This is a genomic window from Kushneria konosiri (assembly GCF_002155145.1).
GTDB classification, from domain to species: domain Bacteria; phylum Pseudomonadota; class Gammaproteobacteria; order Pseudomonadales; family Halomonadaceae; genus Kushneria; species Kushneria konosiri.
In genome coordinates this window covers 2009256-2032371 of the sequence record NZ_CP021323.1, presented here as the reverse complement: position 1 = coordinate 2032371, position 23116 = coordinate 2009256, and the positions used below count along the sequence as shown (strand labels likewise).

At 62.1% G+C, this 23116-nt stretch carries 20 protein-coding genes; 9 read left to right on the top strand and 11 right to left on the bottom strand.

Annotation, left to right across the window (positions count from 1 at the left end):
- The first annotated feature begins 78 nt into the window (after positions 1 to 78).
- The 3 genes from B9G99_RS09360 to B9G99_RS09350 all read left to right on the top strand — a co-directional run bounded on the left by B9G99_RS09360 (position 79) and on the right by B9G99_RS09350 (position 4656).
- Positions 79 to 2445, top strand: a complete 2367-nt coding sequence (locus B9G99_RS09360) for an FdhF/YdeP family oxidoreductase (protein ID WP_086621882.1) — start codon at positions 79 to 81, stop codon at positions 2443 to 2445.
- Positions 2446 to 2599: 154 nt separating this feature from the next.
- On the top strand, positions 2600 to 3238 hold the full coding sequence (locus tag B9G99_RS09355; RefSeq protein ID WP_086623399.1) for a glutathione S-transferase family protein: 639 nt from the start codon (positions 2600 to 2602) through the stop codon (positions 3236 to 3238).
- A gap of 185 nt (positions 3239 to 3423) precedes the next feature.
- Positions 3424 to 4656, top strand: coding sequence for an EAL and HDOD domain-containing protein (locus B9G99_RS09350; protein ID WP_086621880.1), 1233 nt, complete (start codon positions 3424 to 3426; stop codon positions 4654 to 4656).
- A gap of 104 nt (positions 4657 to 4760) precedes the next feature.
- On the opposite strand, the gene B9G99_RS09345 is transcribed toward B9G99_RS09350, so the two are convergent.
- Positions 4761 to 6158: a uracil-xanthine permease family protein gene (locus tag B9G99_RS09345; RefSeq protein WP_227875768.1), complete on the bottom strand. Its 1398-nt coding sequence runs from the start codon at positions 6156 to 6158 to the stop codon at positions 4761 to 4763.
- 313 nt (positions 6159 to 6471) lie between these two features.
- Here B9G99_RS09345 and hpxO point away from each other — a divergent pair, with 313 nt between their 5' ends.
- A complete protein-coding gene (hpxO, locus tag B9G99_RS09340; RefSeq protein ID WP_086621877.1) occupies positions 6472 to 7644 on the top strand; it encodes an FAD-dependent urate hydroxylase HpxO in 1173 nt (390 codons plus the stop codon).
- 1 nt (position 7645) lies between these two features.
- Here hpxO and B9G99_RS09335 read toward each other — a convergent pair whose 3' ends face one another.
- Positions 7646 to 8326 carry a TetR/AcrR family transcriptional regulator gene (locus tag B9G99_RS09335; RefSeq protein ID WP_086623398.1) on the bottom strand — a complete coding sequence of 227 codons (681 nt, stop codon included), beginning with the start codon at positions 8324 to 8326 and terminating at the stop codon, positions 7646 to 7648.
- A gap of 164 nt (positions 8327 to 8490) precedes the next feature.
- Here B9G99_RS09335 and xdhA point away from each other — a divergent pair, with 164 nt between their 5' ends.
- The 3 genes from xdhA to xdhC are packed head-to-tail and all read left to right on the top strand — an operon-like array spanning position 8491 to position 13221.
- Entirely contained in the window at positions 8491 to 9918 is a 1428-nt protein-coding gene (gene xdhA / locus B9G99_RS09330) for a xanthine dehydrogenase small subunit (protein WP_086621875.1), read from the top strand.
- A 2-nt stretch (positions 9919 to 9920) separates the two neighbouring features.
- Positions 9921 to 12359, top strand: coding sequence for a xanthine dehydrogenase molybdopterin binding subunit (gene xdhB / locus B9G99_RS09325; protein WP_086621873.1), 2439 nt, complete (start codon positions 9921 to 9923; stop codon positions 12357 to 12359).
- Positions 12340 to 13221: a xanthine dehydrogenase accessory protein XdhC gene (gene xdhC / locus B9G99_RS09320; protein ID WP_158521479.1), complete on the top strand. Its 882-nt coding sequence runs from the start codon at positions 12340 to 12342 to the stop codon at positions 13219 to 13221. The genes xdhB and xdhC overlap by 20 nt, the downstream gene beginning before the upstream one ends.
- 15 nt (positions 13222 to 13236) lie before the next feature.
- Here the strand turns inward: xdhC and uraH are convergent, their stop codons facing one another.
- Positions 13237 to 13572, bottom strand: a complete 336-nt coding sequence (uraH, locus tag B9G99_RS09315) for a hydroxyisourate hydrolase (protein ID WP_227875767.1) — start codon at positions 13570 to 13572, stop codon at positions 13237 to 13239.
- A 75-nt stretch (positions 13573 to 13647) separates the two neighbouring features.
- On the opposite strand from uraH, the gene uraD reads away from it, so the two are divergent.
- The gene (uraD, locus tag B9G99_RS09310; RefSeq protein WP_086621868.1) at positions 13648 to 14151 is read left to right on the top strand and encodes a 2-oxo-4-hydroxy-4-carboxy-5-ureidoimidazoline decarboxylase; all 504 of its coding nucleotides are present in this window, start codon (positions 13648 to 13650) and stop codon (positions 14149 to 14151) included.
- On the opposite strand, the gene B9G99_RS09305 is transcribed toward uraD, so the two are convergent.
- The 7 genes from B9G99_RS09305 to B9G99_RS09275 all read right to left on the bottom strand — a co-directional run bounded on the left by B9G99_RS09305 (position 14148) and on the right by B9G99_RS09275 (position 21561).
- Entirely contained in the window at positions 14148 to 14498 is a 351-nt protein-coding gene (locus B9G99_RS09305) for an I78 family peptidase inhibitor (RefSeq protein ID WP_086621867.1), read from the bottom strand. The two genes, uraD and B9G99_RS09305, sit on opposite strands and share 4 nt — an antisense overlap.
- The gene (locus B9G99_RS09300) at positions 14495 to 16201 is read right to left on the bottom strand and encodes an amidase (protein WP_086621865.1); all 1707 of its coding nucleotides are present in this window, start codon (positions 16199 to 16201) and stop codon (positions 14495 to 14497) included. The genes B9G99_RS09305 and B9G99_RS09300 overlap by 4 nt, the downstream gene beginning before the upstream one ends.
- 127 nt (positions 16202 to 16328) lie before the next feature.
- Positions 16329 to 16631 carry a hypothetical protein gene (locus B9G99_RS09295; protein WP_086621863.1) on the bottom strand — a complete coding sequence of 101 codons (303 nt, stop codon included), beginning with the start codon at positions 16629 to 16631 and terminating at the stop codon, positions 16329 to 16331.
- Positions 16631 to 18919: an FdhF/YdeP family oxidoreductase gene (locus B9G99_RS09290; RefSeq protein ID WP_227875766.1), complete on the bottom strand. Its 2289-nt coding sequence runs from the start codon at positions 18917 to 18919 to the stop codon at positions 16631 to 16633. The genes B9G99_RS09295 and B9G99_RS09290 overlap by 1 nt, the downstream gene beginning before the upstream one ends.
- Before the next feature lie 91 nt (positions 18920 to 19010).
- Positions 19011 to 19754, bottom strand: a complete 744-nt coding sequence (locus tag B9G99_RS09285) for a formate dehydrogenase accessory sulfurtransferase FdhD (protein ID WP_086621862.1) — start codon at positions 19752 to 19754, stop codon at positions 19011 to 19013.
- 237 nt (positions 19755 to 19991) lie between these two features.
- Positions 19992 to 20876, bottom strand: coding sequence for a LysR family transcriptional regulator (locus tag B9G99_RS09280; RefSeq protein WP_086621860.1), 885 nt, complete (start codon positions 20874 to 20876; stop codon positions 19992 to 19994).
- A 1-nt stretch (position 20877) separates the two neighbouring features.
- Positions 20878 to 21561 carry an HAD family hydrolase gene (locus tag B9G99_RS09275; protein ID WP_158521478.1) on the bottom strand — a complete coding sequence of 228 codons (684 nt, stop codon included), beginning with the start codon at positions 21559 to 21561 and terminating at the stop codon, positions 20878 to 20880.
- A gap of 149 nt (positions 21562 to 21710) precedes the next feature.
- Here B9G99_RS09275 and fhuF point away from each other — a divergent pair, with 149 nt between their 5' ends.
- Entirely contained in the window at positions 21711 to 22460 is a 750-nt protein-coding gene (gene fhuF, locus B9G99_RS09270) for a siderophore-iron reductase FhuF (RefSeq protein WP_158521477.1), read from the top strand.
- Here the strand turns inward: fhuF and B9G99_RS09265 are convergent.
- On the bottom strand, positions 22451 to 22933 hold the full coding sequence (locus tag B9G99_RS09265) for a hypothetical protein (protein WP_086621855.1): 483 nt from the start codon (positions 22931 to 22933) through the stop codon (positions 22451 to 22453). The two genes, fhuF and B9G99_RS09265, sit on opposite strands and share 10 nt — an antisense overlap.
- Positions 22934 to 23116: the final 183 nt, after the last annotated feature.

Sequence of the window (23116 nt, the reverse complement as noted above, 5' to 3'; positions counted from 1 at the left end):
TTGCGCTCTGTTCTTCCGGGTTTCAGGGGCCGTCAGTGCCGTCTGTCATCTTTCAACCGTATTGGCACGGAGGCCATCATGGTGAAAAAGCATACCGCGCACGAAAGCAACGCCCAGGTTTATGGCACCCAGGACGACGGCACCTCCCCCGGTGGCGGCTGGCTGGCCCTCAAAGCCGTTCAGGAGCACATGTTTCGCCAGCAGGTTCCCTTTATGGGCAACCGCCTGATGCTGTCGATGAACAAGCATACCGGCTTCAAGTGCCCCAGCTGCGCCTGGCCGGACCCGGTCAAGCCGGCGATGGCCGAGTTCTGTGAAAACGGTGCCAAGGCCGTGGCCTGGGAGACCACTCGCAAACGCGCACGTCCGGAATTTTTTGAACGCCACACCGTGACCGAGCTCTCGAAATGGAGCGATCATGAGCTGGAAAGCGAGGGACGTCTGACCCATCCCATGCGCTACAACGCCGGCACGGACAAGTATGAGGCGCTCAGCTGGGAAGACGCCTTCCGCGAGATCGGCGAAGAGCTTAAAAGCTACGAGGACCGCTGGCGTGTCCAGCTCTATACCTCGGGCCATGCCCCCAACGAGTCGGCCTTCATGTTTCAGCTGTTCGGCCGAATGTATGGCATCAACAACTTCCCTGACTGCTCCAACATGTGTCACGAGACCACCACGGTCTCGCTGCCCGAGAGTCTTGGTGTAGGCAAGGCAACCACCACGCTGGATGACTTTGATCACGCCGACGCCGTGTTTATCTTTGGCCAGAACACCGGCACCAACAGCCCGCGCATGATGGGCAACCTGCATGAGCTGGTTGGTCGTGGCGGTTCTGTCGTGACCTTCAACCCGCTGCGTGAAAAGGCACTGGTACGCTTTGCCGACCCGCAGAGCCCAAAGGACATGCTGAGCCCTTCCGGCACGACCATCAGTTCGCAGTATCATCAGGTGCGCATCGGCGGTGATATCGCCGCCATTCAGGGCATGTGCAAGGTCCTGATCGAAGCCGACGACCGAGCGCAGGCCAACGGCGAAAAACGCGTGCTCGATCATGAGTTCATCGAAGCTCACACTCACGGTCTGGAAGCCTTTGCCGAGCATTGCCGTGCACTGGATTGGGACCGCATCGAGCGCCATTCGGGGCTCAGGCGCGAGGCGATCGAGCAGGCCGCCGAGGTCTACATGACCTCCGAGCGCGTCATCTGCTGCTGGGGCATGGGCATCACCCAGCAGACCCATGGCGGCGATGGGGTGCAGCAGATCGTCAACCTGCTGCTGCTGCGCGGTAACATCGGTCGTCGCGGTACAGGGGCCTGCCCGGTTCGCGGACATTCCAATGTGCAGGGCGATCGCACCATGGGTATCTATCAAAAGCCCGGCGAAGCGTTTTTGAGCCAGCTCGACAAGGTGTTCGAGATTCAATCCCCACGCAAGCATGGCGATGATGTCGCCCAGTGCTGTGAGTCGATTCTGGCCGGGGGGGTAGACGCCTTCATCGGACTGGGCGGCAACTTCTTCCGGGCCATTCCTGACATCGAGCGCGTGGCCGAGAAAACGCTCAACACGTTGAAGATGACCGTGCAGATCTCGACCAAGCTCAACCGCAGCCATCTGATTCACGGCAAAAAGGCCTTCATCCTGCCGTGTCTGGCGCGCACCGAGAAGGATATTCAGGCCGGCGTCCTGCAGACCGTGACGCTTGAAGATGGCATGAGCAACGTCAATGGCTCGACCGGCCAGATCGAGCCGGCATCGCCTCATCTCAAATCCGAGATTGCCATCATTGCCGGCATCGCGCGCGCGACGCTGCCGCCGCACCACAAGGTCGACTGGGAATGGCTCAGCGAAGATTATGCCCGCATCCGCGATCGCATTGAGGCGGTCTTCCCGGATATGTTCAAGGACTACAACGCACGCGTGGGCGAGCCCGGCGGCTTTCATCTCTACAACGCCGCCCGTGAGCGTGTGTGGGAGACCGATACCGGCCGTGCCAACTTCCTGTTCCCGGGAGACACCCTGGATACCGGCATGACCGGGCCCGAGGCCGATCATTTCCAGTTGATCACCACCCGCGGGCACGATCAGTTCAACACCACGGTGTACTCGCTTGATGACCGCTATCGCGATGTCTATGGCACGCGCATGGTGGTGATGATGAATCCGGCCGACATCGAACGGCTTGGTCTTGAAGAAGGCAACCTGATCGAGTTTCGCGCCGTGGCGGAAGATGGCATCGAGCGCCACGCCTCCGGCTTTCGTGTCATGCCCTACGACGTGCCCGAAGGCTGCGCGGCGGCCTACTACCCGGAAACCAACGGCCTGATTCCGATCGCCAATCGCGATGAACGCAGTCACACCATTGCGGCCAAGTCGGTGCCGGTTACCATTCATCTGATGGATACCGAGCAGGTACAAAAGCAGACCGGCATGCTCGCCACCGCCTGATCACGACCGCACTGATACGCTCCTTCCAGGGCCCTGCCATGACGATGGCAGGGCCCTGTGTCGTGACATGATCAAAGGCTTAAGGATGGTGCCGAACGCTTGTGCCACAATGTCTGAAACCTTTCATGTACCCAAGGATCACGGAGACGAGCCCATGATCACCGTCTACGGCGACTACCGTTCAGGCAACTGCTACAAGGTTCGACTGACGCTGGCACTGCTGGAGATCGGCCACCGCTGGTTCAACGTCGATTTTCTCACCGGCGAGACCCGTAGCGACGACTTTGCCGTTCGCAATCCGGCGCGCCGCATCCCGATGCTGGAGCGCCATGACGGTCGCACGCTGGTGGAATCCAACGCCATCCTGTATTACCTGGGACACAACAGTGCACTGGTCCCCGAGGATGATTTCGACCGGGCCCGCATGCTGCAGTGGATGTTTTTCGAACAGCACCGTCATGAGCCCTCGCTCTCCGTGGCCCGCCTGATTCACTGGTATCAGGGCGACCCGAGCGAGCGTCTTGAAGAGTTGGTAGCACGTCAGGAAAGTGCTCGTCAGGCACTGGACATCATGGAACAAACGCTGAGCACCCAGCCCTTTCTGGCCGGAGAGACGCTGACGCTGGCCGACATTGCCCTGTTTGCCCATACCCATATCGCCGATCAGGCCGGCCTTTTGCTGCTGGACTGGCCGCATGTCGTGAACTGGTGTGGACGTATCGAGGAAATCCCCGGGTTTGTATCGATGCAGGACATTCCCGACGATACGGTGCCAGCAGCCTCCATCACCTGATGGATAGTGTCATGGCGTGTGATATTTCAACGCCTTGTTGAAGATTTCGACGGCCGGACCCTCAAGCCGTAGCAACGCCTGACGATAACCATGAAAACCCATGGGAGAACGCTAATGGATGTCGTCGACATTACCGTTCTTCATGGTTACGGCGCAGGCGTCATTTCAACGATACCCAAGACACCATGAGCGACACTTCAAACGACACCAGCGGTATTTTGTTCGCCCGCCAGCCCATCTATGATCGTCAGCTAAACCTGGCCGGTTACGAACTGCTGTTTCGTCCCTACGGCGGCGGCCCCATCGTCGCAGCCGACTTTGATGGCAATCGTGCCACCAGTCAGGTGTTGATCAATGCCTTTACGGCGGCCGACATCAATGAAGTGTGCAACCAGCAGCCCGCTTATGTGAACTTCACATCCGACAGTCTGATTCAGGACATCCCCTTTGATTCGCGGGTTCTGGTCATCGAGATTCTCGAGGATGTGACCGACACGACCGATGTCATCGACGCGCTGACACGACTGCGTGAGGAAGGTCATGTCATGGCGCTTGATGACTACGCTCTCAGCGATGCCAGCCACCCTCTCCTGCCGTTCGTGGATATCGTCAAGCTCGACTACCCCGCCTATACCAGCGACACCCTCGTCAGCACCATCATGGCCCTGAAGGCTCGCTATCCAGGACTTCGACTGCTGGCCGAAAAGATCGAAACACAGGAAGACTATCGCATTGCCATGGAGGCCGGATGCCATCTGTTTCAGGGATATTTTCTGGCGCGCCCTGAACCCGTCCGTGGTCGGGTCATGCCGATCAATCGACTCAATACCCTGAAACTGCTGGCCGAGCTCAACGCACCCGACATATCAATGCGCAATATGGCTGAAACCGTTCAGCGCGACCCGTTTCTCAGTGTTCGCCTGCTGCGCATGGCCAACTCTGCCTTTGCCCAGCAAAGTCGACCGGTGACCTCGCTTCATGGGGCGGTCATGGCACTGGGGCTTTCACGCATTCGAAGTCTGGCAAGCCTTCTGGTGCTGTCGCGCTTTGAAGACAAACCCCATGCCCTGCAGAATCTGGCCATGATGCTGGGTCATTTCTGTCATCAGCTGACGCAGCATCTGCCCGGCCAGGCCAGCGAGATGGGCTTTACCGTCGGTCTTTTCTCCTGTCTGGACAGCTTCATGGATCAGCCGATGGAAGAGATTCTGGCGCAGATTCCTGTCCACCCGGATATCGAAGCCGCCCTGATGCACCGCGCCGGCGCACTGGGACTGATTCTGCAGACGGCCACCGATTATCAAAAGGCTTATTGGGACAGAATTGACTGGCCCGGTCTGGCATCACTGGGGCTATCGCCCGAGCAGGTGGCCAGCGCCTATCAGCAGGCTCTAGCGCGCGCCAATCGGGAGCAATAACGCAGTCGCTTCCGAAAGCGCGTATCCCCCCTGCAAGACCACTCGCCACCGGATCTGCCGCAACTGGATGCGTTCCCTGCCGACGGAATCGATCGCCGGCGGCTTCAGGTCGTCGAGCGCCCTGCTTCTGCCTTTGAAGCGGCCTGCTCACGAACGGTGTGATCCGGCAGCAGCAGATTCAAAACCATGGCGACCAACCCACCGGCACTGATTGATGAGCTCAACAGCACCTTCACCATTGCCGGAAGCTGCTCGAATATTGCCGGCTGGCTTGCCACGCCCAGTCCTACGCCGAAGGACACCGCCATGATGGTCAGACTGCGTCGATCCAGCGTTACCCGTGCCAGAATGCGGATGCCGGCAGCCGCCACACTGCCGAACATGACCAGCAAGGCGCCCCCCAGCACCGGTGGGGGAATCTGCGACAGCACCGCGCCCAGTACGGGAAAAAGTCCCAGAACCACCAGAATCGCCCCCACATACTGCCCCACATGACGACTGGCCACGCCGCTGAGCTGGATCACGCCATTGTTCTGGGAAAAGGTCGTGTTGGGAAAGGTATTGAATACTGCCGCCAGCATCGAATTGACGCCATCGCCCAGCACACCGCCACTGATGCGCTCAATATAGCGCGGTCCTTCAATGGGCTGGCGCGAGATCAGACAGTTCGCCGTCAGATCCCCTACCGACTCGATTGCGGTGATCAGATAGATCATGGCAATCGGCAAAAACACCGACCACTCAAAATCGAAGCCGTAACGAAACGGAATGGGCAGACTGATCAGGGGCTGCGCTTCAAGTGTCGTAAAGCGGGTCAGACCGGTCAGCCAGGCCACGGCCGTGCCGATGATCAGCGCGATGGCGATGGCTGAAAGCCTCAACCAGGGATTGCGCGCCTGCCCCAGAATCACGATGATCAAAAGGGTCAACGCACCCACCCCCAGATAGCCCGGGTCGCCGAAATTGTCGGCGCCCTCACCCCCGCCAAGGCTCGTCATCCCGACCGGAATCAGGCTCATGCCGATGATGGTAATCACGACACCGGTCACCAGTGGCGTAAAGATTCGACGCAACTGATGAAGAAACCGGCTTAGCACGATCTCTACGAACGCGCCGAAAAAGCACAGACCAAAGATCATGGCGAGCATGTCATCCGGGCTGCCACCACGCGACTTCACCAATAGCCCTGCCGCCGTGATTGCGCCCAGAAAGGAAAAGCTCGTGCCCTGTAGACAGATCATGCCGGCTCCGATTCCCCACGGTCGTCGAGCCTGCAGGAACGTGCCCACCCCCGAGACCATCAGCCCCATGCTGAGCAGATAGGGCAGCTGCCGATCAAGTCCAAGAATCCCGGCAATGACCAGCGTCGGGGTCACAATGGCAATAAAACAGGCCAGTACGTGCTGAACGGCGGCCAAAAGTGCCGGCCCCGGCGCGGGCCGGTCTTCGAGGGCGTGGATCAGCTCCTCCGATGAGGACGTCTGCATTGTGGATCGAGGCATGGCCGGAGCACTCCTGAAGGCAATGAGCCAGACCCCATGCAAGAGTTCGGCCAAACGTCCCAAAAGCTGACCAATTGGTCAATCCACAGGGCCGGCTGCCAATACCGTCCTCATGACAGCACGCCTTGCATATCCCGTTGATGCGCCAACAGGGGGCATACATGCACCAGAATCATGCATTTTTTGATGCCAATGGCCCGCCTGTCGTGCGGCCTGCCAGGATCGTTTCCAAAGCGCTCGACCCACGTTAGTCTAAAAAGTCACGGGAGCAGGTTGCCCCGATGACCTTCCAACAATAACAGCGGGTAATGCCATGAACATCGTCATTATCGGGGCCGGCATGGGCGGTCTGACCGCAGCGCTCGCCCTGCAGCAACAGGGCCACCGTGTCAGCGTGCATGACCGGGTGCGGGAACTGCGTCCGGCCGGCGCGGCCCTGTCGATCTGGTCCAACGGTGCCAGAATCCTCCATCAGCTGGGCCTTGGGCCCAGCATCGAGCAGGCCAGCGGCAACATGCAGGCGATGCGCTATTTCAGTCATGATGGCGCACTGCTGACCGGATTCAGCCTGACCCCGCTCTATGACGCCGTTGGCCAGCCGGCCTGTCCGATTGCCCGCAGTGAACTTCAGCGCCTGCTGCTGGCAGCCGTAGGGCATGAGCACGTCCATCTCGGCGAGCACTGTCTCGATTTTCAGACCGACGCACAGGGCGTGACGGTGCATTTCGACAACGCTCAAACGCGCCGCGCCGACCTGCTGATCGTCGCCGATGGCACTCATTCGAAGCTTCGCAATCGCGTAGCGGGCAAAACCATCCAGCGACGCTACTGCGGCTACGTGAACTGGAACGTTCGTGTCCCGGCGCAGACCGACCTCGCGCTTCTGGATCACTGGGATCAGTACATCGGCCATCATCAGCGCGTCTCGCTGATGCCGATGGGCAGCGGCGGCAACGACGATCACCAGCCCGAGTTTTACTGCTTTTTTGACGTGCCGCTGCCTCTTGATGCTCTGGATGCCGATGGGGATTACAAGGCCGAACTGCGGCGCCATTTCTCCGGCTGGGCACCGGAAGTGACGCGCCTGATCGAGCGATTCGACCCGGCCCTGATGGCACGGATACCGATTCACGATATCGACCCGCTCGACTCTCTGGTGAGCGACCGGGTTGCCCTGCTGGGCGACGCCGCCCACGCCATGGCGCCGGATCTGGGTCAGGGCGGCTGTCAGGCCATGGAAGATGCCTGGGTATTGGCGCAGGCCCTGAGCGAACACAGCAGTCTTCACAGGGCCCTTGAAGCCTATGACCGTGCGCGCGTGGATCGCGTCGGCGATATCATCCTGCGCGCGCGCAAGCGGGCCGACATGACGCACGGCCATGACCCCGCCGTCACCGATCAGTGGTACCAGGAGCTGACCCGCGAGGATGGACGCCACATCATGGCAGGCATGCAAAAAACCATCGAAGGCGGCCCGCTGACCTGACTCAGGCGTCGCTGTCAGGCGCTTGCCGGCCGGTCAGGCCGCAGCCGGCAAGCACCATGTGGCAGAGGAAGTCACCGATGCGTCGCTCGTCATCATCCGTCAGGGCCTCGCGACCGGTCAGGGCCAGTACCTGCGCCTCATAGTCGGCGTAGTGCTGGGTGGTCGACCAGATCAAAAAGATCAGCGCATGCGGATCAACGCGAGCATCAATCTGCCCGCGCTCGATCCAGCCTGAAAGAACGGCCGCACGCGCATCGATCCATGACCGCAGCGGACCGCGCAGATAATCCTGCAGCATCGGCGCGCCCTGCAGCACCTCACCGGCAAACAGGCGCGAGGCCTGAGGATACTGTCGCACCAGCGCCAGCTTGGCCCGTATGAAGGCACTCAGCACCTGTGCGGGCTCATCATTGACGTCAATCTCCTCGAGCAGGTCGTTCCATCGCGCCATGGTGCGCTCCAGCAGCGCCACGTAAAGCCCACGCTTGCTCTTGAAGTAATACAACAGGTTGGCACGGGCCAGACCGGCTGTTTGTGCGATGGCGCTCAGACTGCCACCGCGATAGCCATGGACTGCAAAAACCGCTTCGGCCGCATCCAGAATGCGCGCCTGATTACGGGCCCGGACGGCCCCTGTTCCGGAAACGTTTGAAGCACTGCCTGTCTGGCGTTTACTGGCCATCATCGTCCCTTTGACGTCTCTCGAAAATCCTGTCGCCTGGCGGCATTAACGCGATAGTGCCTCACGTCTCGCCAAGGGTCGAATCGACAAACGCGATGTTTTCCTGAACAGTTGGTCAGGAAATTGCATGGTAACGATCAGCGGATACCATGGAGGCCCCTACAATGCTTAGCCTGACCCTCAACGGACAGCGTCACTGTCTGAACGATCTGCCGGCGGCCACAACGGCGCTGTCGCTGCTGCGCGGTCATCTCGGTGCCTGCGGCACCAAGGAAGGCTGCGCTTCCGGCGACTGTGGCGCCTGTACCATTGCGATAGGCACTCGAAACGACCGGGGCGAGCTGCACTATCACAGTGCCAACGCCTGTATCCTGCCCGCCCATCAGCTGCACGGATGCCATGTCCTGACGGTGGAAGGGCTGGCCCGCAAGGAAAGTCTTCATCCGGTACAGCAGGCCATGATCGAGCACCACGGCAGCCAGTGTGGCTTTTGCACATCCGGCATCGTCATGTCGCTGTTTTGCCTGGACAATGAACGTCGCCGCCTGGGCATGAATGGCCCGCCGGACGATGACACCATTGATGCCGCACTTGGTGGCAATCTTTGTCGCTGCACCGGTTATCGAGCCATCCGGGATGCAGCTCGTGCCATGCACACCCTGCCCCGCCCTACCATGGATGAACCGGACGATCTGCCGCCCGCGTCCGGTGCGATCACCAACGGTTTCCATCATCCCGAAAGTCGACACGCGCTGATCGAGATATTGACGCAGCACCCCCGGGCCCGCCTGATTGCCGGGGGTACCGATCTGATGCTCGAACACACCCTGGCGCTCAAGCCGCTGCCGGAGCTGATTGATCTATCAGGCGTTGCCGAACTGGCTCATATTGATGAGCAGGCCGACGGCTGGTGGATTGGCGCCGGCGTCACCTATCACCGATTGGCACCGCTGCTGGCCGATCATTACCCGGCCTTTCATGCCCTGCTTGAGCGGCTTGGCTCGCTGCAGATTCGTCATCGCGCCACTCTGGCCGGCAATATTGCCAACGCCTCGCCCATCGGCGACACCCCACCGATTCTGATGGCACTTGGTGCCCGACTGCGTCTTGACGGCGCTCAAGGCATGCGCGAGCTGCCCATCGATGACTTCTTTACCGGCTATCGGTCTACCGCGCTGAACGAGGGAGAGTATCTCGATGCCGTCTACCTGCCACGCCTGCAGGACCGCGAGCAGCTACTGGCCTGGAAGATCAGCAAGCGCCGGGATGATGACATCTCTGCCGTGATGCTGGCCCTGCGGATTTCGATGGGCGAAGAGGGGCAGCTCAATGATGTCAGGGTGGCGTGTGGAGGCATGGCAGCCACCCCAAAGCGGGCGCGCCATGTCGAGGCAGCGCTTGAAGGACAGGTCCTGAATGATGAAACCCTGGACAATGCCTGCAGGGCACTGGCCGAGGATTTCTCACCAATCGACGATGTCCGCGCCAGTCGCGACTATCGACTCGCAGCGGTGGCCGGCCTGCTGGCCCGCGCTCGGCATCGGCTCACATCTCGACACGATGCCATCCCCATGACGCTGGAGGAGATCTGACCATGCGCAAGCTGATTCAGCACGGCAGCTCATCTACGGTGCCGGCCAGTGGGAAGGTGCCGGGACACGATAGTGCCATCGGCCATGTCACCGGCCGGGCCGCCTATATTGACGACCTGCCGGGTCCGGCGGGCATGCGCCATCTGGCGGTAGGGCTTTCACCGCATGCCAGTGCCCGGATCCTGCACATGGACCTGAGCGAGGTCCGGTGCCAGCCCGGGGTGATCGATGTCATCACCGCCGCTGATATTCCGGGCCATAACGAGGTCGGCGCGGTCTATCCGGGCGACCCTTTGCTGGCCGAAGACGAGGTGCGCTACGCCGGTCAGATGGTCTTTGCCGTCGTGGCCGACACACTCTTTAACGCGCGCTGCGCCGTGACCCATGCCCGTATCGACTACGAGCTGCAAACACCGGCGCTGGACCCGGTCGCCTCGATCGAGGCCGGTCTGACCGTACTGCCCCAGCATATGCACGAGCGCCCGCTGCCGGCGCCGGCACTCGATCGCGGGGCGGCCATGAGCGAGGACACCCAGACCAGCGGCCATGTGGACCAAGCGCTGCAGGCGGCGCCCCATGTGCTCGAAGGTGAACAGTGCATCGGCGGTCAGGAACATTTTTATCTTGAAGGCCAGATCGCCCAGGCCGAGAGACTTGATGACGACGGCCTGCGAGTGCTGACCTCCAGCCAGCACCCCAGCGAAGTCCAGAAGCTGGTCGCCGAAGTGCTCGGCATCCCGCTTCACGGCATTGTCGCCGAGGTTCGTCGCATGGGCGGTGGATTTGGCGGCAAGGAGAGCCAGGCCGCCGCCCTGGGCGCGATGGCAGCGCTGGCGGCCCATCGCAACGGCTGTGCCATTCGCTTTCGCCTGCCTCGCGCCGATGACATGCAGGCCACCGGCAAGCGCCACCCGTTTCACAACCGCTACCGGGTGGGCTTTGACGACAGCGGCCGCCTGATGGGGGCCGACATCACCCTGATTGGCAACTGCGGCCATTCGCCGGACCTTTCCGAGGGGGTGGTGGATCGCGCCATGTTTCATGCCGACAACGCCTATTATCTGGGCCATGCCCGCGTCACCGGCCATCGGGCCATGACCCATACCGCGTCCAATACCGCCTTTCGCGGCTTCGGCGGCCCCCAGGGCATGATGCCGATCGAAGGCGCCATGGATGATATCGCCCGAACCCTGGGGCTTGATCCGCTGGACGTGCGAAAGCGCAACCTCTATGACGCCGAGCGCTGCGAGACCCACTACGGCCAGCAGATCGACCAGCCACTGATTGGCGAGTTGATCGAAACGCTCGAAGCCTCCAGCGACTACCGCGCGCGGCGACGCGAGATCACCGCCTTCAATGCAAAAAGCCCCGTCATCCGCAAGGGGCTGGCCCTGACACCGGTCAAGTTTGGCATCTCCTTTACCGCCAGACACCTCAACCAGGCCGGCGCGCTGCTGATGATCTATACCGACGGCAGCGTGTTGGTCAATCATGGCGGCACCGAGATGGGCCAGGGACTACACACCAAGGTCTGTCAGGTCGTGGCCCGGGAACTGGGCATCGCCTATCACCGAGTGCGCATCAGTGCGACACGCACCGACAAGGTACCCAACACTTCCCCTACGGCGGCCTCCTCGGGCGCTGATCTCAACGCCATGGCGGCTCGCAATGCCGCCATTACCCTGCGCGAACGTCTTATGGATTTCGCCGCACAGTGGCAGACGCTGCCCCGCGAACGGTTGACCCTTGAAGAGGACGGGCTGACAGCGGGTGAGGCGCGCATCGAATGGTCCGAGCTGATCCAGCAGGCTTATCTGGCTCGCGTCCCGCTCTCGGCGATCGGGTTCTACGCCACCCCGGAGATTCACTACGACCGCCAAACCGGCCGCGGCCGGCCCTTTTATTACTATGCCTGGGGCGCGGCGGTCAGCGAGGTCCACGTGGACACCCTTACCGGCGAATATCGCGTGGCTCGGGTCGATATCCTTCATGACGTGGGGGAGTCGCTCAATCCGGCCATCGATCGCGGCCAGATCGAGGGCGGCTTCATTCAGGGCATGGGCTGGCTCACCACCGAAGAACTCAAGTGGGACGATCAGGGGCATCTGCTGACCACGGGACCTGCCACCTACAAGATTCCGGCCTGTGGTGATGCCCCGCGCGACTTTCGGGTCGCCCTGCTGGAAGGCCATCCCAATTCGCAGGCCACGATCTATCGCTCCAAGGCCGTTGGGGAACCCCCGCTGATGCTGGCCATCTCGGTATGGTCGGCACTGCGCGATGCCGTCGCAAGCCTTGCCGATGACCGCTCAAGCCCACGACTGGACACGCCGGCCACACCGGAACGGGTGCTGATGGCCTGTGAGGCAGTACGCAAGGCGCGCCTTCACAATGCCCCTCGACCTCAGGAGGAGACGGCGCATGTCCTGTCAGCCAAGTGAGCCGCAACCCGGGCCAAAGCACTGGTACGAGGCGCTGGCCGACTGTCAGCGCCGCGGTATTGCCCATGCCTGTGCCCAGATCGTCACCAGCGCCGGTTCAACACCCCGTGAACCCGGCAGCCAGATGGTGATTACCGAAACGCAGAGCTTTGACACCCTGGGGGGAGGCCATTTCGAGCAGGAAATCATCGAACTGACGCAACAGGCGCTCGCCCGAGGGGACTCGGGCTGTCGGCTGGAAAGTTTTTCACTCGGGGCCCGCTCGGGGCAGTGCTGCGGAGGTCATGTCGAGGTACTGATCACGCTCTACCCACGACCCCGCATGCAGATTGCGCTCTTTGGCGCAGGCCATGTGGCGCAGGCACTGGAACCGCTGATGGCAGGTCTGGGCTGGCGCGTTGACTGGTTTGACACACGTTCACCGTCGCTGCTTGAGGTCACGGCGCCCGCCCCCACCACGCACTGTCATTTCGGGCTGAGCCTCGATGAGCAGATGGCCCGCCTGACACCCGATAGCCACTGTCTGGTCATGACCCATGATCACGCCCTTGATGAAGTGCTGCTGGTCACGATCATGGCGCGACGCGACCAGGCGTCGCTGGGGCTGATCGGCTCCGAAAGCAAGCGGGCGCGCTTTGCCCGTCGCCTGCGCAACAAGGGGATTGCCGAACCCGAGATAGAAACCCTGCGCTGCCCGCTGGGCAACAGCGGCGGTGACAAGCGCCCGCAGGCCATTGCCATCGCCATTGCCGCCGAGCTGCTTGCGCTGAACCAGCCGCCGACGCCCCCCATTTTGAGGGGGCTGCCGCGGGAAGCACTGACCTGTCTTGAGGCGGCTGTCGACACCCGCGAAACCGGGTAAGGTTGAGCGGGCGCGCTAGCTGCCGCGGTAGACGTTGTAGCCCCAGGGAGTAATCAACAGCGGCACGTGGTAGCGCTGTCCATTGGCCAGCGTCACGCTGACCGGCACCCGGTCCAGAAACGGCGAATCCACCCCGCGGGCCAGGAAGTAGTCTCGCACGTGGAAATGCAGGGTGTAGTGCCCGCCCTCACCGTTTTCGAGCAGCGGGGCATCGAGGCGACCATCCTGATTGGTGACGCCATGGGCGCACGCCGTGGTGGCGCCGTGGGCAAAGAGATCAACGTGAAGGCCAGCCGCCGGCAGACCGCCGTGCTGATCGAGAACATGGGTGCTCAGGGTTGTCATTGTCATTACCGGGTCGTGGAGAGAACACAGCTGTCGATATTCCCGAGCCTGCCAGGATTCACCGTCAAAGGAAAGCCCAATATGTCCGTCACGCTGGAAACCCTGAATCACATGCCCGAGGCGCAGTTCGTCTCGCAACTGGAAGGACTTTACGAACACTCGCCCTGGATTGTCCGGGACATCGCCGCACAGCGCCCCTTTGCCAGCCCTGATGCCCTGATCGACACCGCTCAGGCTCATGTCCATCGAGCAGACGCCAGGGCACAGCTTGATCTGATCTGCGCCCACCCCGAACTGGGCGATCGCCAGCTTGCCCGCCTGACGCCGGCATCACAGGCCGAACAGCGCGGTGCCGGACTGGCAGAGGATCAGGAGCGGCTTGAACGGCTGCGGGCGCTCAACGAGGCCTATCGGCGGCGTCATGGCTTTCCGTTTGTCATCGCCGTGGCCGGACTGACGCCCGAGACGATTCTTGCCATGATCGAAAAGCGCCTGCCGCGGGACAGCGATACCGAGATCACCGAGAGCCTGATGCAGATCGGCCATATCGCCCGCCACCGTCTAACGGCCATGCTGGAGACTTAACCGCAGTCAAAGGACTGGATCACGCCCTGCTGATTGACGTTGATGTTCAGGCGGTCTTCGCGGTAATCCATCGTCTTGATGGTCTCCGGTGCCAGCACCCGAAACTGCTGAGCCTGACTCTGATCAACGATCTGCTGGCGAACGCCCTGATCAAGCGTCACACCGGTAAGGTCCTTCAAACGGTCAGCGCCACAGACCTTTTGAGCGTCATCGGAGGACTGCGCAGCCGCGTCCGCACCGGCCTGATCCTTCGGAGCCGTCGCGTCACTGCCCCCGCCAAACCAGGCGCAGCCGTTAAGCCCCAGAAGTGTGGTGGTGACCAGTGCGGCAAGCAGGGCATGTTTCATGATGATCTCCGATCAGAGGGTTCATGGGCCTGTTTCGGCCCCGTCAGCGGGGCCATGGCAGGCAGTGAAAGCGTTTTATCATCGGCAACATCGCGCATGAACGCCAGGCCCATCCGATAGAGCCCGGCTTCCTGACGCTCGCTGCCCAGCAGGGAGAGACCAACGGGCACACCGGCGCGGGTCATGCCCATCGGCACGGTCAATTCCGGAAAGCCGGTGGCAGAGGCGATATAGCCCAGTGCAAACGGCGCTCTGGCCCTGCATTCGTAGTCCGGGTGTTTACCGTCGGCCAGCGGCGGGGCCGGACAGGCTTCGGTGGGAAAGACCAGGGCGTCCAGATGGTTGTTCGCCATGAACTGCGCCAGATGCTCGCGAAGCTCGGGCAGGCGACGCGACACCACATCCAGATACTCCGGCGAGCCCTCAAGACGTTGATCCAGACGCGTCTGCATGCCGCGAATCCGCCCGGGCGTCACCGGTGGATGACCCTTGGCATGCTGGTTGAGCGTCTCACATCCCTCCATGATCTCCTTGAGCGTGCGAGGCTGCCCCTTATCGAACTGACGTAGATAGCGCTCCAGCTGAGGCTGAAACTCTGCCTGATGAACCGGCCCCACCGCCGTGGGCCAGAGATCCAGATAGTGTTTTTCAAGCATGACCTGCACCGGCGTGGCGCCCAGTGTTTCAAGGCGCTTGAGCGCTCGAGCGAAATGCGCCTCGATCTCGGCATTGCCCGCTTCACGGTGCTCAATGACGCCCACGCGCAGCCCTTCAAGCGGTGTGGGCGTATCGGGTACGGTGAGAGGATCAAGTCCCTTCAGTGGGGCGTCGTCATTGAACCAGGTGGCATCGTCGGTCTTGTCATGACCGGCCATCGCGGAGAGCACCCAGGCATTGCCCTGTACCGTGCGCGTCATGGGTGCCGGCGTATCAAAGGACATCGCCAGCGGGATGATGCCGTCACGGCTGACTCGACCCAGCGTCGGCCGCATGGCCACAAGCCCTGCCGCATGCGCCGGGCCACGCACGGAGCCCTCCGTATCGGTACCGATGGCAAAGGGGGCAAAGCCTGCCGCCACGGCGGCGGCCGAACCGCTGCTGGAGCCCAGCACACTGCGATCCAGCCGCCACGGATTGCGGGTAATGCCGCCCCTGGAGCTATAACCCGGCTCGCCATAGCTGGCAGCAAATTCGGTCATGTTGGTCTTGCCCAGCAGGATGGCCCCGGCCTTCTCCAGGCGCTGGACCACATGAGCACTGTCTTTCGGGTAGGCGTGCGCAAGCACCATGGAACCACCCGAAGTGGGCAGCCCCTTCACATCGATATTGTCCTTGACCACGAAGGGGATGCCGTAAAGCGGGCCATGCCCCCCTTCATCGCGATGGCGGTCCAGCTCACGGGCACGGGCGATCGCCCCCGGCGCCAGATCCAGCATGGCATTGATGGTGGGTCCCCTATCATCCAGCGCACCAATACGGGCCAGATAAAAGCGGGTCAACTGCTCGGAGGTCACCCTGCCGCGATCGAGCATGTCGCGCAGCTCGGGCAGGGTCCTGCGTTCAAGATGCAGAGACTGATCGTTTGATGGCGAGGCAACGCCACGCTCACCGGCGCCGGCCGGTGACGCCAGAATCACCCCCATCAGCATGCCGGAGGCCAGACGCCAACAGAGACGCCGGCTGAACCAGAGCCGAGACATCATGTGCTCCCCACGTGCGAACACGTCTTGTTCAGGAAGCTCGCATCGTGCCCCGTCGTTGCCGACAGAATCAAGTCAGGAAGGCAAGGCAGTCCCGTTCATGTCCGAGGCTGCGCACATCGGCAAAGACTCAGACACCGGCCACCGCGCGCTTGTCGACAAGCGCCAGCCACACGCCGGGCCCGGCACCGCGGCGCTCGGTGATCTCGATCAGCCCGCGCGCCTCCAGCGAGGCGGCGCTGCGCCGTACCAGTGCATGCGCCACGTCAAACCGGCGGGACAGTCGGCCGCTGTCCAGCCCTTTCCGCCCGGCCTGTGCATCGTCTTCCAGAGAGACCAGCAGCAGCGCCTCAAGACCCTCGAGCTGTGGGTGACGCTGCATCAGACGTTCCAGGTGCGCCAGCTGGCCATGCGTAAGCGACTCGATCTCCATCAGGCCAGACGCCGGCTTTTTTCAAGCCGGATGGCCACCGACTTGGAGTTGGGCGTATTGCTCTTGATGCCGACGCTATCCAGCGGAATCAGCGGATTGGTTTCAGGATAATAGGCCGCCGCACAGCCATTGGGCGTGTCGTATTCCACTACCCGAAAGCCATCGGCCCGACGCTCGATGCCATCCTCGGACTCACCGATCAGGTTGACCCAGTCGTTTCCGGCCACGCCCAGGCGGGCCATGTCAGACGGGCTCATGAAGATCACCCGACGCGCCCCCTCCACCCCGCGATAGCGGTCGTTGTAGCCATAGATCGTGGTGTTGTACTGATCGTGACTGCGCAGGGTCTGAAGCGTCAGCCAGCCTTCGCGCCGGGCCAGTTTCTGATGCAGCACCGCCTCGGGGAGCGGCTCACTGGAGAACCTGGCAAGGCCCGTGTCGGTGGGGAATTCACGCCGCGCGCCGGGATTGCCCAACCAGAAGCCGCGCTCCTGACGCACCCGGGCGTTAAAGTCTTTAAAGCCCGGCAGAACCGCGGCGACATGGTCGCGGATGCGATCGTAGTCGCCGGCAAGCGCGGCCCAGTCCACCACATCATTGCCCAGCAGTCTCTGCGCGATGCCGGTGAGGATGGCGATCTCGGAGCGCAGCGCCTTGGATGCCGGCTTGTGAATCCCGGCCGAGCCGTGAACCATGCTCATCGAATCTTCCACGGTAATCAGCTGTGGCTTGCCATCGGCGCGGCGATCTACCTCGACGCGACCAATGACCGGCAAAATCAGGGCGTCACGTCCGGTGACCAGATGGCTGCGGTTGAGCTTGGTGCTCATGTGAACCGTCAGATCGCAGCGCTCAAGTGCCGCCTCGCAGACATGAGAATCGGAGGTGGCGCGGGCAAAGTTGCCGCCCAGCCCGACAAATACCCGACACTGCCCGTCACGCATGGCGCGAATGGCCGAGACCGTATCGTGGCCGTGTTTGCGCGGCATCGGGACGCCATAGAAACCCTCCAGCGCATCCAGAAATGCCGCATCGGGCTTTTCATAGATGCCCATGGTGCGATCGCCCTGGACGTTGGAGTGCCCACGTACCGGGCAGGTGCCGGCACCGGGCTTGCCAATATTGCCCCTGAGCAGCAGGAAATTGACGATCTCGCGTACCGTGGCGACCGAATGCTCGTGCTGGGTAATGCCCATTGCCCAGGCACAGATGGTGGCATTCGATTGAATGTAGACCTCGGCGGCCTGAGTGATCTCATCGCGCGACAGCCCCGACTGAGCCTCGATCGCCGTCCAGGGCGTGGCCTCGACCACGGCGCGCCAGGCCTCGAAACCATCAGTGTGCTGCTGGATGAAATCATGGTCGATCACGTCGCCATCACGGTCATCGCGCTCAAACACGATCCGGGCCATGCCGCGAATGGCGGCCATATCACCGCCCAGCGCCGGGCAGAGATAGAGCGAGCTGATGCGCCCGCTGCCGCCGGTGGCCATTTCCAGCTTGCGCTGTGGGTCGGCAAAACGCTCCAGCCCACGCTCCTTTAAGGTATTGAAGGCCACGATCTGACAGCCGTGATCGGCCGCCTCTCGCAGAGTGCCCAGCATGCGCGGATGATTGGTGCCCGGGTTCTGGCCAAAGGTAAAGATCGCCTCGGCCTTCTCGAAGTCTTCCAGCAACACGCTGCCCTTGCCGCTGCCAAGGCCTTCGACAAGCCCCGTACCGCTGGCCTCGTGGCACATGTTGGAGCAGTCCGGCAGGTTGTTGGTGCCGTAAAGGCGTGCCAGCAGCTGAAAGATCCAGGCCGACTCATTGCACGCCTTGCCCGAGGTGTAGAAAAGCGCCTGATCGGGATGGTCCAGCGCCTTCAGCCGATCGGCCACCAGCTGAAAGGCGTCTTCCCAGCGGATCGTCTCATAGTGATCGGTCTCCGGGTTGTAGCGCATCGGCGAAGTCAGCCGCCCCTGATCCTCCAGCCGGTAGTCGTCCCACGTCTTCATCTCGGACACCGACCAGCGCTTGAAAAAACGTGGCGTGACCCGTTTGGCGGTGGTCTCCCAGGTCACGGCCTTGACGCCGTTTTCACAGAACTCGAACGACGAGGCGTGCTCGGGGTCGCCCCACGCACAGCCCGGACAGTCAAAACCATCGGGCTGGTTGAGCTTCAAAAGCGCGCGGACGTTGGACAGCGGTGCACGACTATGACGAAGGTGGCGACCGACGGAGATCAGCGCCCCCCAGCCAGCGGCCGGATGGGTGTATTCGAAAATGCGTTCCCTGGAGTGGATCACGAAGAACTCTTTATGGCAGACGATAAGAACAAACGGCTCACTGAAAGCGAACGGTCAGAGGGGCTGGGGCTGGGCGGGCTGACGCTGTGGATCAGCCGCTGCTGAGCAGGGTCAGGCGGCGGCCCCGGTGACAGCAGATCAGATTCAGCGCACACAGGCGGGCGATATCAACGGCCAGCGGCGAGGGATGGGACAGCGTGGCCAGCGTCGGGATGCCGGCACGCACCGCCTTTTGCACCAGTTCGAGACTGCAGCGACTCGACAGCAATACCATGGCAACCGGCCGGCTCTCGATCAGCGACGCGCCGATCAACTTGTCCAGTGCATTGTGACGACCGATATCAACACCGCTGCCCAGCCACTGGCCTTCGGCGTCAAAGCCAAGCGCCATGTGAAGCCCCGGCTGGCCATCATCGGAAAGCTGCGCAAGTGCCCTTTCAAGCTGTGCCGGCGGTGGCGGCGGACTGGCGGGCAGCCGCTGCAGCCCTTCCAGCATCTGCGCCTCTTCGGCACTGCCGCAGCGCCCACAGCTCGAAGACGCCGAGGTAACACGCCGACGCTCGCCCGCCAGCCGCTCGATATGCGCCGGCACGCTCATGCGTACACGCACCCCGTGTCGCAGTCGATCAATGGTGATCTCCCCGACCTGCGAGGCCCGCGTGATCATGCCTTCACTGAAGGCAAATCCCACCGCCCAGAGTTCCAGCGCCTCGGGCGTGGCCAGCACGGAGGCGTAGGCAGTCTCGTTGAATGACAGGGTCACCGGCAGTTCGGAAGGGCCCTTAAGCTGATCGCTGGGCGCTTGAGTGGCGTCTTCGTAATCAGAAAGCGACATGGCAGTACGGCTCCTCTGACGGGCGGGCGTTGCCTGGATACGGCGGCCCCGGGCGGGGCATCGACACCTGAAGGCCCCGATGACGATTGACAGAAAGTATAACGCCGCGCTCGCATGCCACTCCAATGGAGCAACGACATGAATTGATCGAGCGCCTCTATTGATTCCTCGAACATGATCGATGGCATGAACGCCATGGCGTTTTCAACGCCACCCAGGCACAGGGCCCGGCGTCCATCATGGGGACGTCTCGCCGGACTGACGCAGCCACTCCAGCAGCGCCTGCAGGCGTCGCGACGGCGGCGCGCCGGCACGCCACAACAGCCCGACCGGCGGGTCCTCACCGGTCGCCGGCAGCAGGCGATGCACCAGGCCGGAGTGACGCCGAACGTCGGGCCCGTGCTGCTCGACCACCCCGACGCCGGCCCCCTGCCCTACCAGCCGCTCCAGCACGGCCATGGACTCGGCCTCAAGCACGGGAGAAAGCGTTATGCCCTCTCGCCGGGCGTGAAGATCGATGCGATGACGATGCTGCATGTCCGGCGTCAGAAGACACAGCGGGAACTTGCCGATATCGGCCCAGACGGGACGCTCCGGCAGGGTAAAACAGTCCTCGCGCGCCAGCAGGGCATAGCGCTCGGTATGAAGGCGACGCGCCACGAAGGGTTCGGCGGCAGGGACATCGAGATACCCTACCGCCACGTCAATGTCGCCTTCCATCAGCGACTGCATCAACGGCAGTGTCGCGCGCTCCATCAGTCGCAGCGTCAGAGCCGGATAACGCGCTCGCAGCGGCACGATCCAGCTGCCGACGGCATCCAGCGCCGAAGGAATCAGCCCGAGTCGCAGCAGACCGCTGGGCGGGCTTGAGGGATCAAGTTCGGCATTGAGTTCATCAAGCGAGGCGAGGATACGTCGAGCGTGGCTGAGCACATGCTCGCCTTCCGGTGTCAGACCCTCGAAGCGGTGACCGCGAATGATCAGGGCACATCCGAGCTCCTCTTCCAGTTGTTTGAGCCGGGCCGAGAGCGTGGGCTGAGTGACGTTGCAGGCGGTGGCCGCACGCCCGAAATGGCGCTCACGGGCCAGTGCGACCAGAAAGCCGAGCTGTCGATGATCCATCTCAGGGCTGACGCTTCACGCGCCGCGCATCGACCCAGTCACGCGCCTGAGCAAGACCTGCCAGCTCGACCGTGGCCCGGCTGACGTCCTGACCGCGCGAATAGGCATTGGGAATGGCGATCACGTCGATGCCGGCAGCCTGAGCTGCATTGACGCCGTGGCAGGTGTCCTCGATGGCCACGGCCTGAGCCGCCTCGAGACCACAAAGGGACAGCCCCTTGAGATAGCACTCGGGGTGCGGCTTGGAATGCGTGACGTCGTTACGGGTCACGATGTGATCAAAAAAGCGCGCCAGATCGTAGTGCTCAAGGGTCGGGGCGATCTCTTCACGTCCACTGCCGGTGATCAGTGCCATGGGCAGGCCACTGTCACGACACCACTCAAGCATCTCGAGCGCGTGATCCATCAGCGCAATCGGGTCCCGGGTGAAGCTGGCCACGGTGCGCTCGACCTTGCGTGCCACCAGCGCCTGGGGCGAGATGGCAAGCCCGCGGGTTCGAATCAGACGCTCGACCTCCTGAGTGACCGGCACCCCCGAGCTTTCGCGCTTGTACTCCTCGTCGTCGATGTGGCTACCCATCTCGCCGAGTATCTCGTTCCATACCCGATGATGGGCACTTTCGGAATCGGCCAGCGTGCCGTCAAAGTCGAACAAAACGGCGCGATACTTTCCGGTGGACTGCATGCAGCGACTCCTTGTATGGGGATATCGACATGGTCCAGCAACCTGCTCGCCCTGACAACTGCAGGGCGCCGGGTTCGTTGCTAGAATCATTCTCATTCACAGCTGAATGCCGCCCACGGAAGATGCCGGCATCCCGGAGAGAGCTTGTCATGCATGATGCACTGTTCAATGAACGACTGGCCCGCTTCGCCCCCGTCCTGACGCGACGGCGTGAGGGCATGGACACGGTCATGCCGCTGCGCCGGCTGCTGGAAGGGAACGTGCTGGAGGGGGTTCTGAAACGCTTCAGTGAACATCACGGCCCGAGCGAGCGTCGGGCACTCGCCACGCAGTGGTCAAAGCACTATCTGAGCCAATTGATCATCCCCGTGACGGTCATCGAGCTCTGCCGGGACGTTCATCTACCGACAAATCTTGATGAGATGGGGGTGATCCTGGCAGAGGACGGCACGCCTGAACGGTTCGTGCTGCCCCATGAAGGGACCATCAGTCTGGATAACGGCTGCGCACGATTTTGTCCGCTGATTGCTCGCCATCTCACACCGTTGATCGACACACTGGCGCGCCGGGTACATTTTTCGCCCCGGGTCCTCTGGAGCAATGCGGCGGTCTATTTTGAATTCGCCGTTAACGAGCTGGACCGCCAGGGGCTGGCGAGTCCCTTTGAAATCAACGGCGCGCGAGCCATGATGGCACTGCGCCAGCTACCGGATCGACAGCGCAACCCCTTCTATCGACCCGTGGACTATATCGACGTGGCTGACGACGACGGCGCCACCGAACCATGGCGCTGTCGTCGCGTATGCTGTCTGCGCTATCTCGATGACGCGCTCGGACTTTGCGGCAACTGCCCGCGGCTGAAAACCACCCGAGCGGACGATCAGCCGGCTCAGGCCTGAGCGTTGTCCTGCCGGGAAGCGTCCTCGGCATTCTCGCGACGAGCGATGCCGGCTTCACGGCGTGAACGAAGCTCCTCTTCGTACATCTGCTCCATGACCTGTAACAGCCCGCTCAGAATCCACCAGACACCAAAGATGGCCAGCAAAAAGGCAACGGCTGCCATGAAGGGGTTCTGGAAGATGGCATACAGCGCTGCCGCCGCTGCACAGAAGACGTAGCCACCCACTGCACGACGCAGGGATTTATCCAGGCTCTGCCAGAACCCGTTCTGGCTATAACCCACGCCGCGACGCCAGAGAATGTCGGTCAGCACGTGGAAGGTAGCCGCGGCGGATACCAGCAGCAGCGCAAAGCTTACAATCTGGAAAATACCGAAGGCCGGACTGGTAATCACGGCAAAAAGCCACAGGATGGGCAGTGACACCACTGCCCACATCACGATCGCTCGCTTGCGCAACGCTTGATTGTTCATTGTCCTCATGTCCTGTCTGGTCGATGGTGCGGGGTCCGACACGGTCTGTCTGACCGTCATGTCCTGCCTGTGACATCGGCGCCGATGAATTGGTTCATCGCCGCGCGACCCGGCCCTGATGTGCGCCGTTCACGAGCGAGCAGGCACACAGTGTGCCCTGGCCACCTGAACAACACCTTGCCG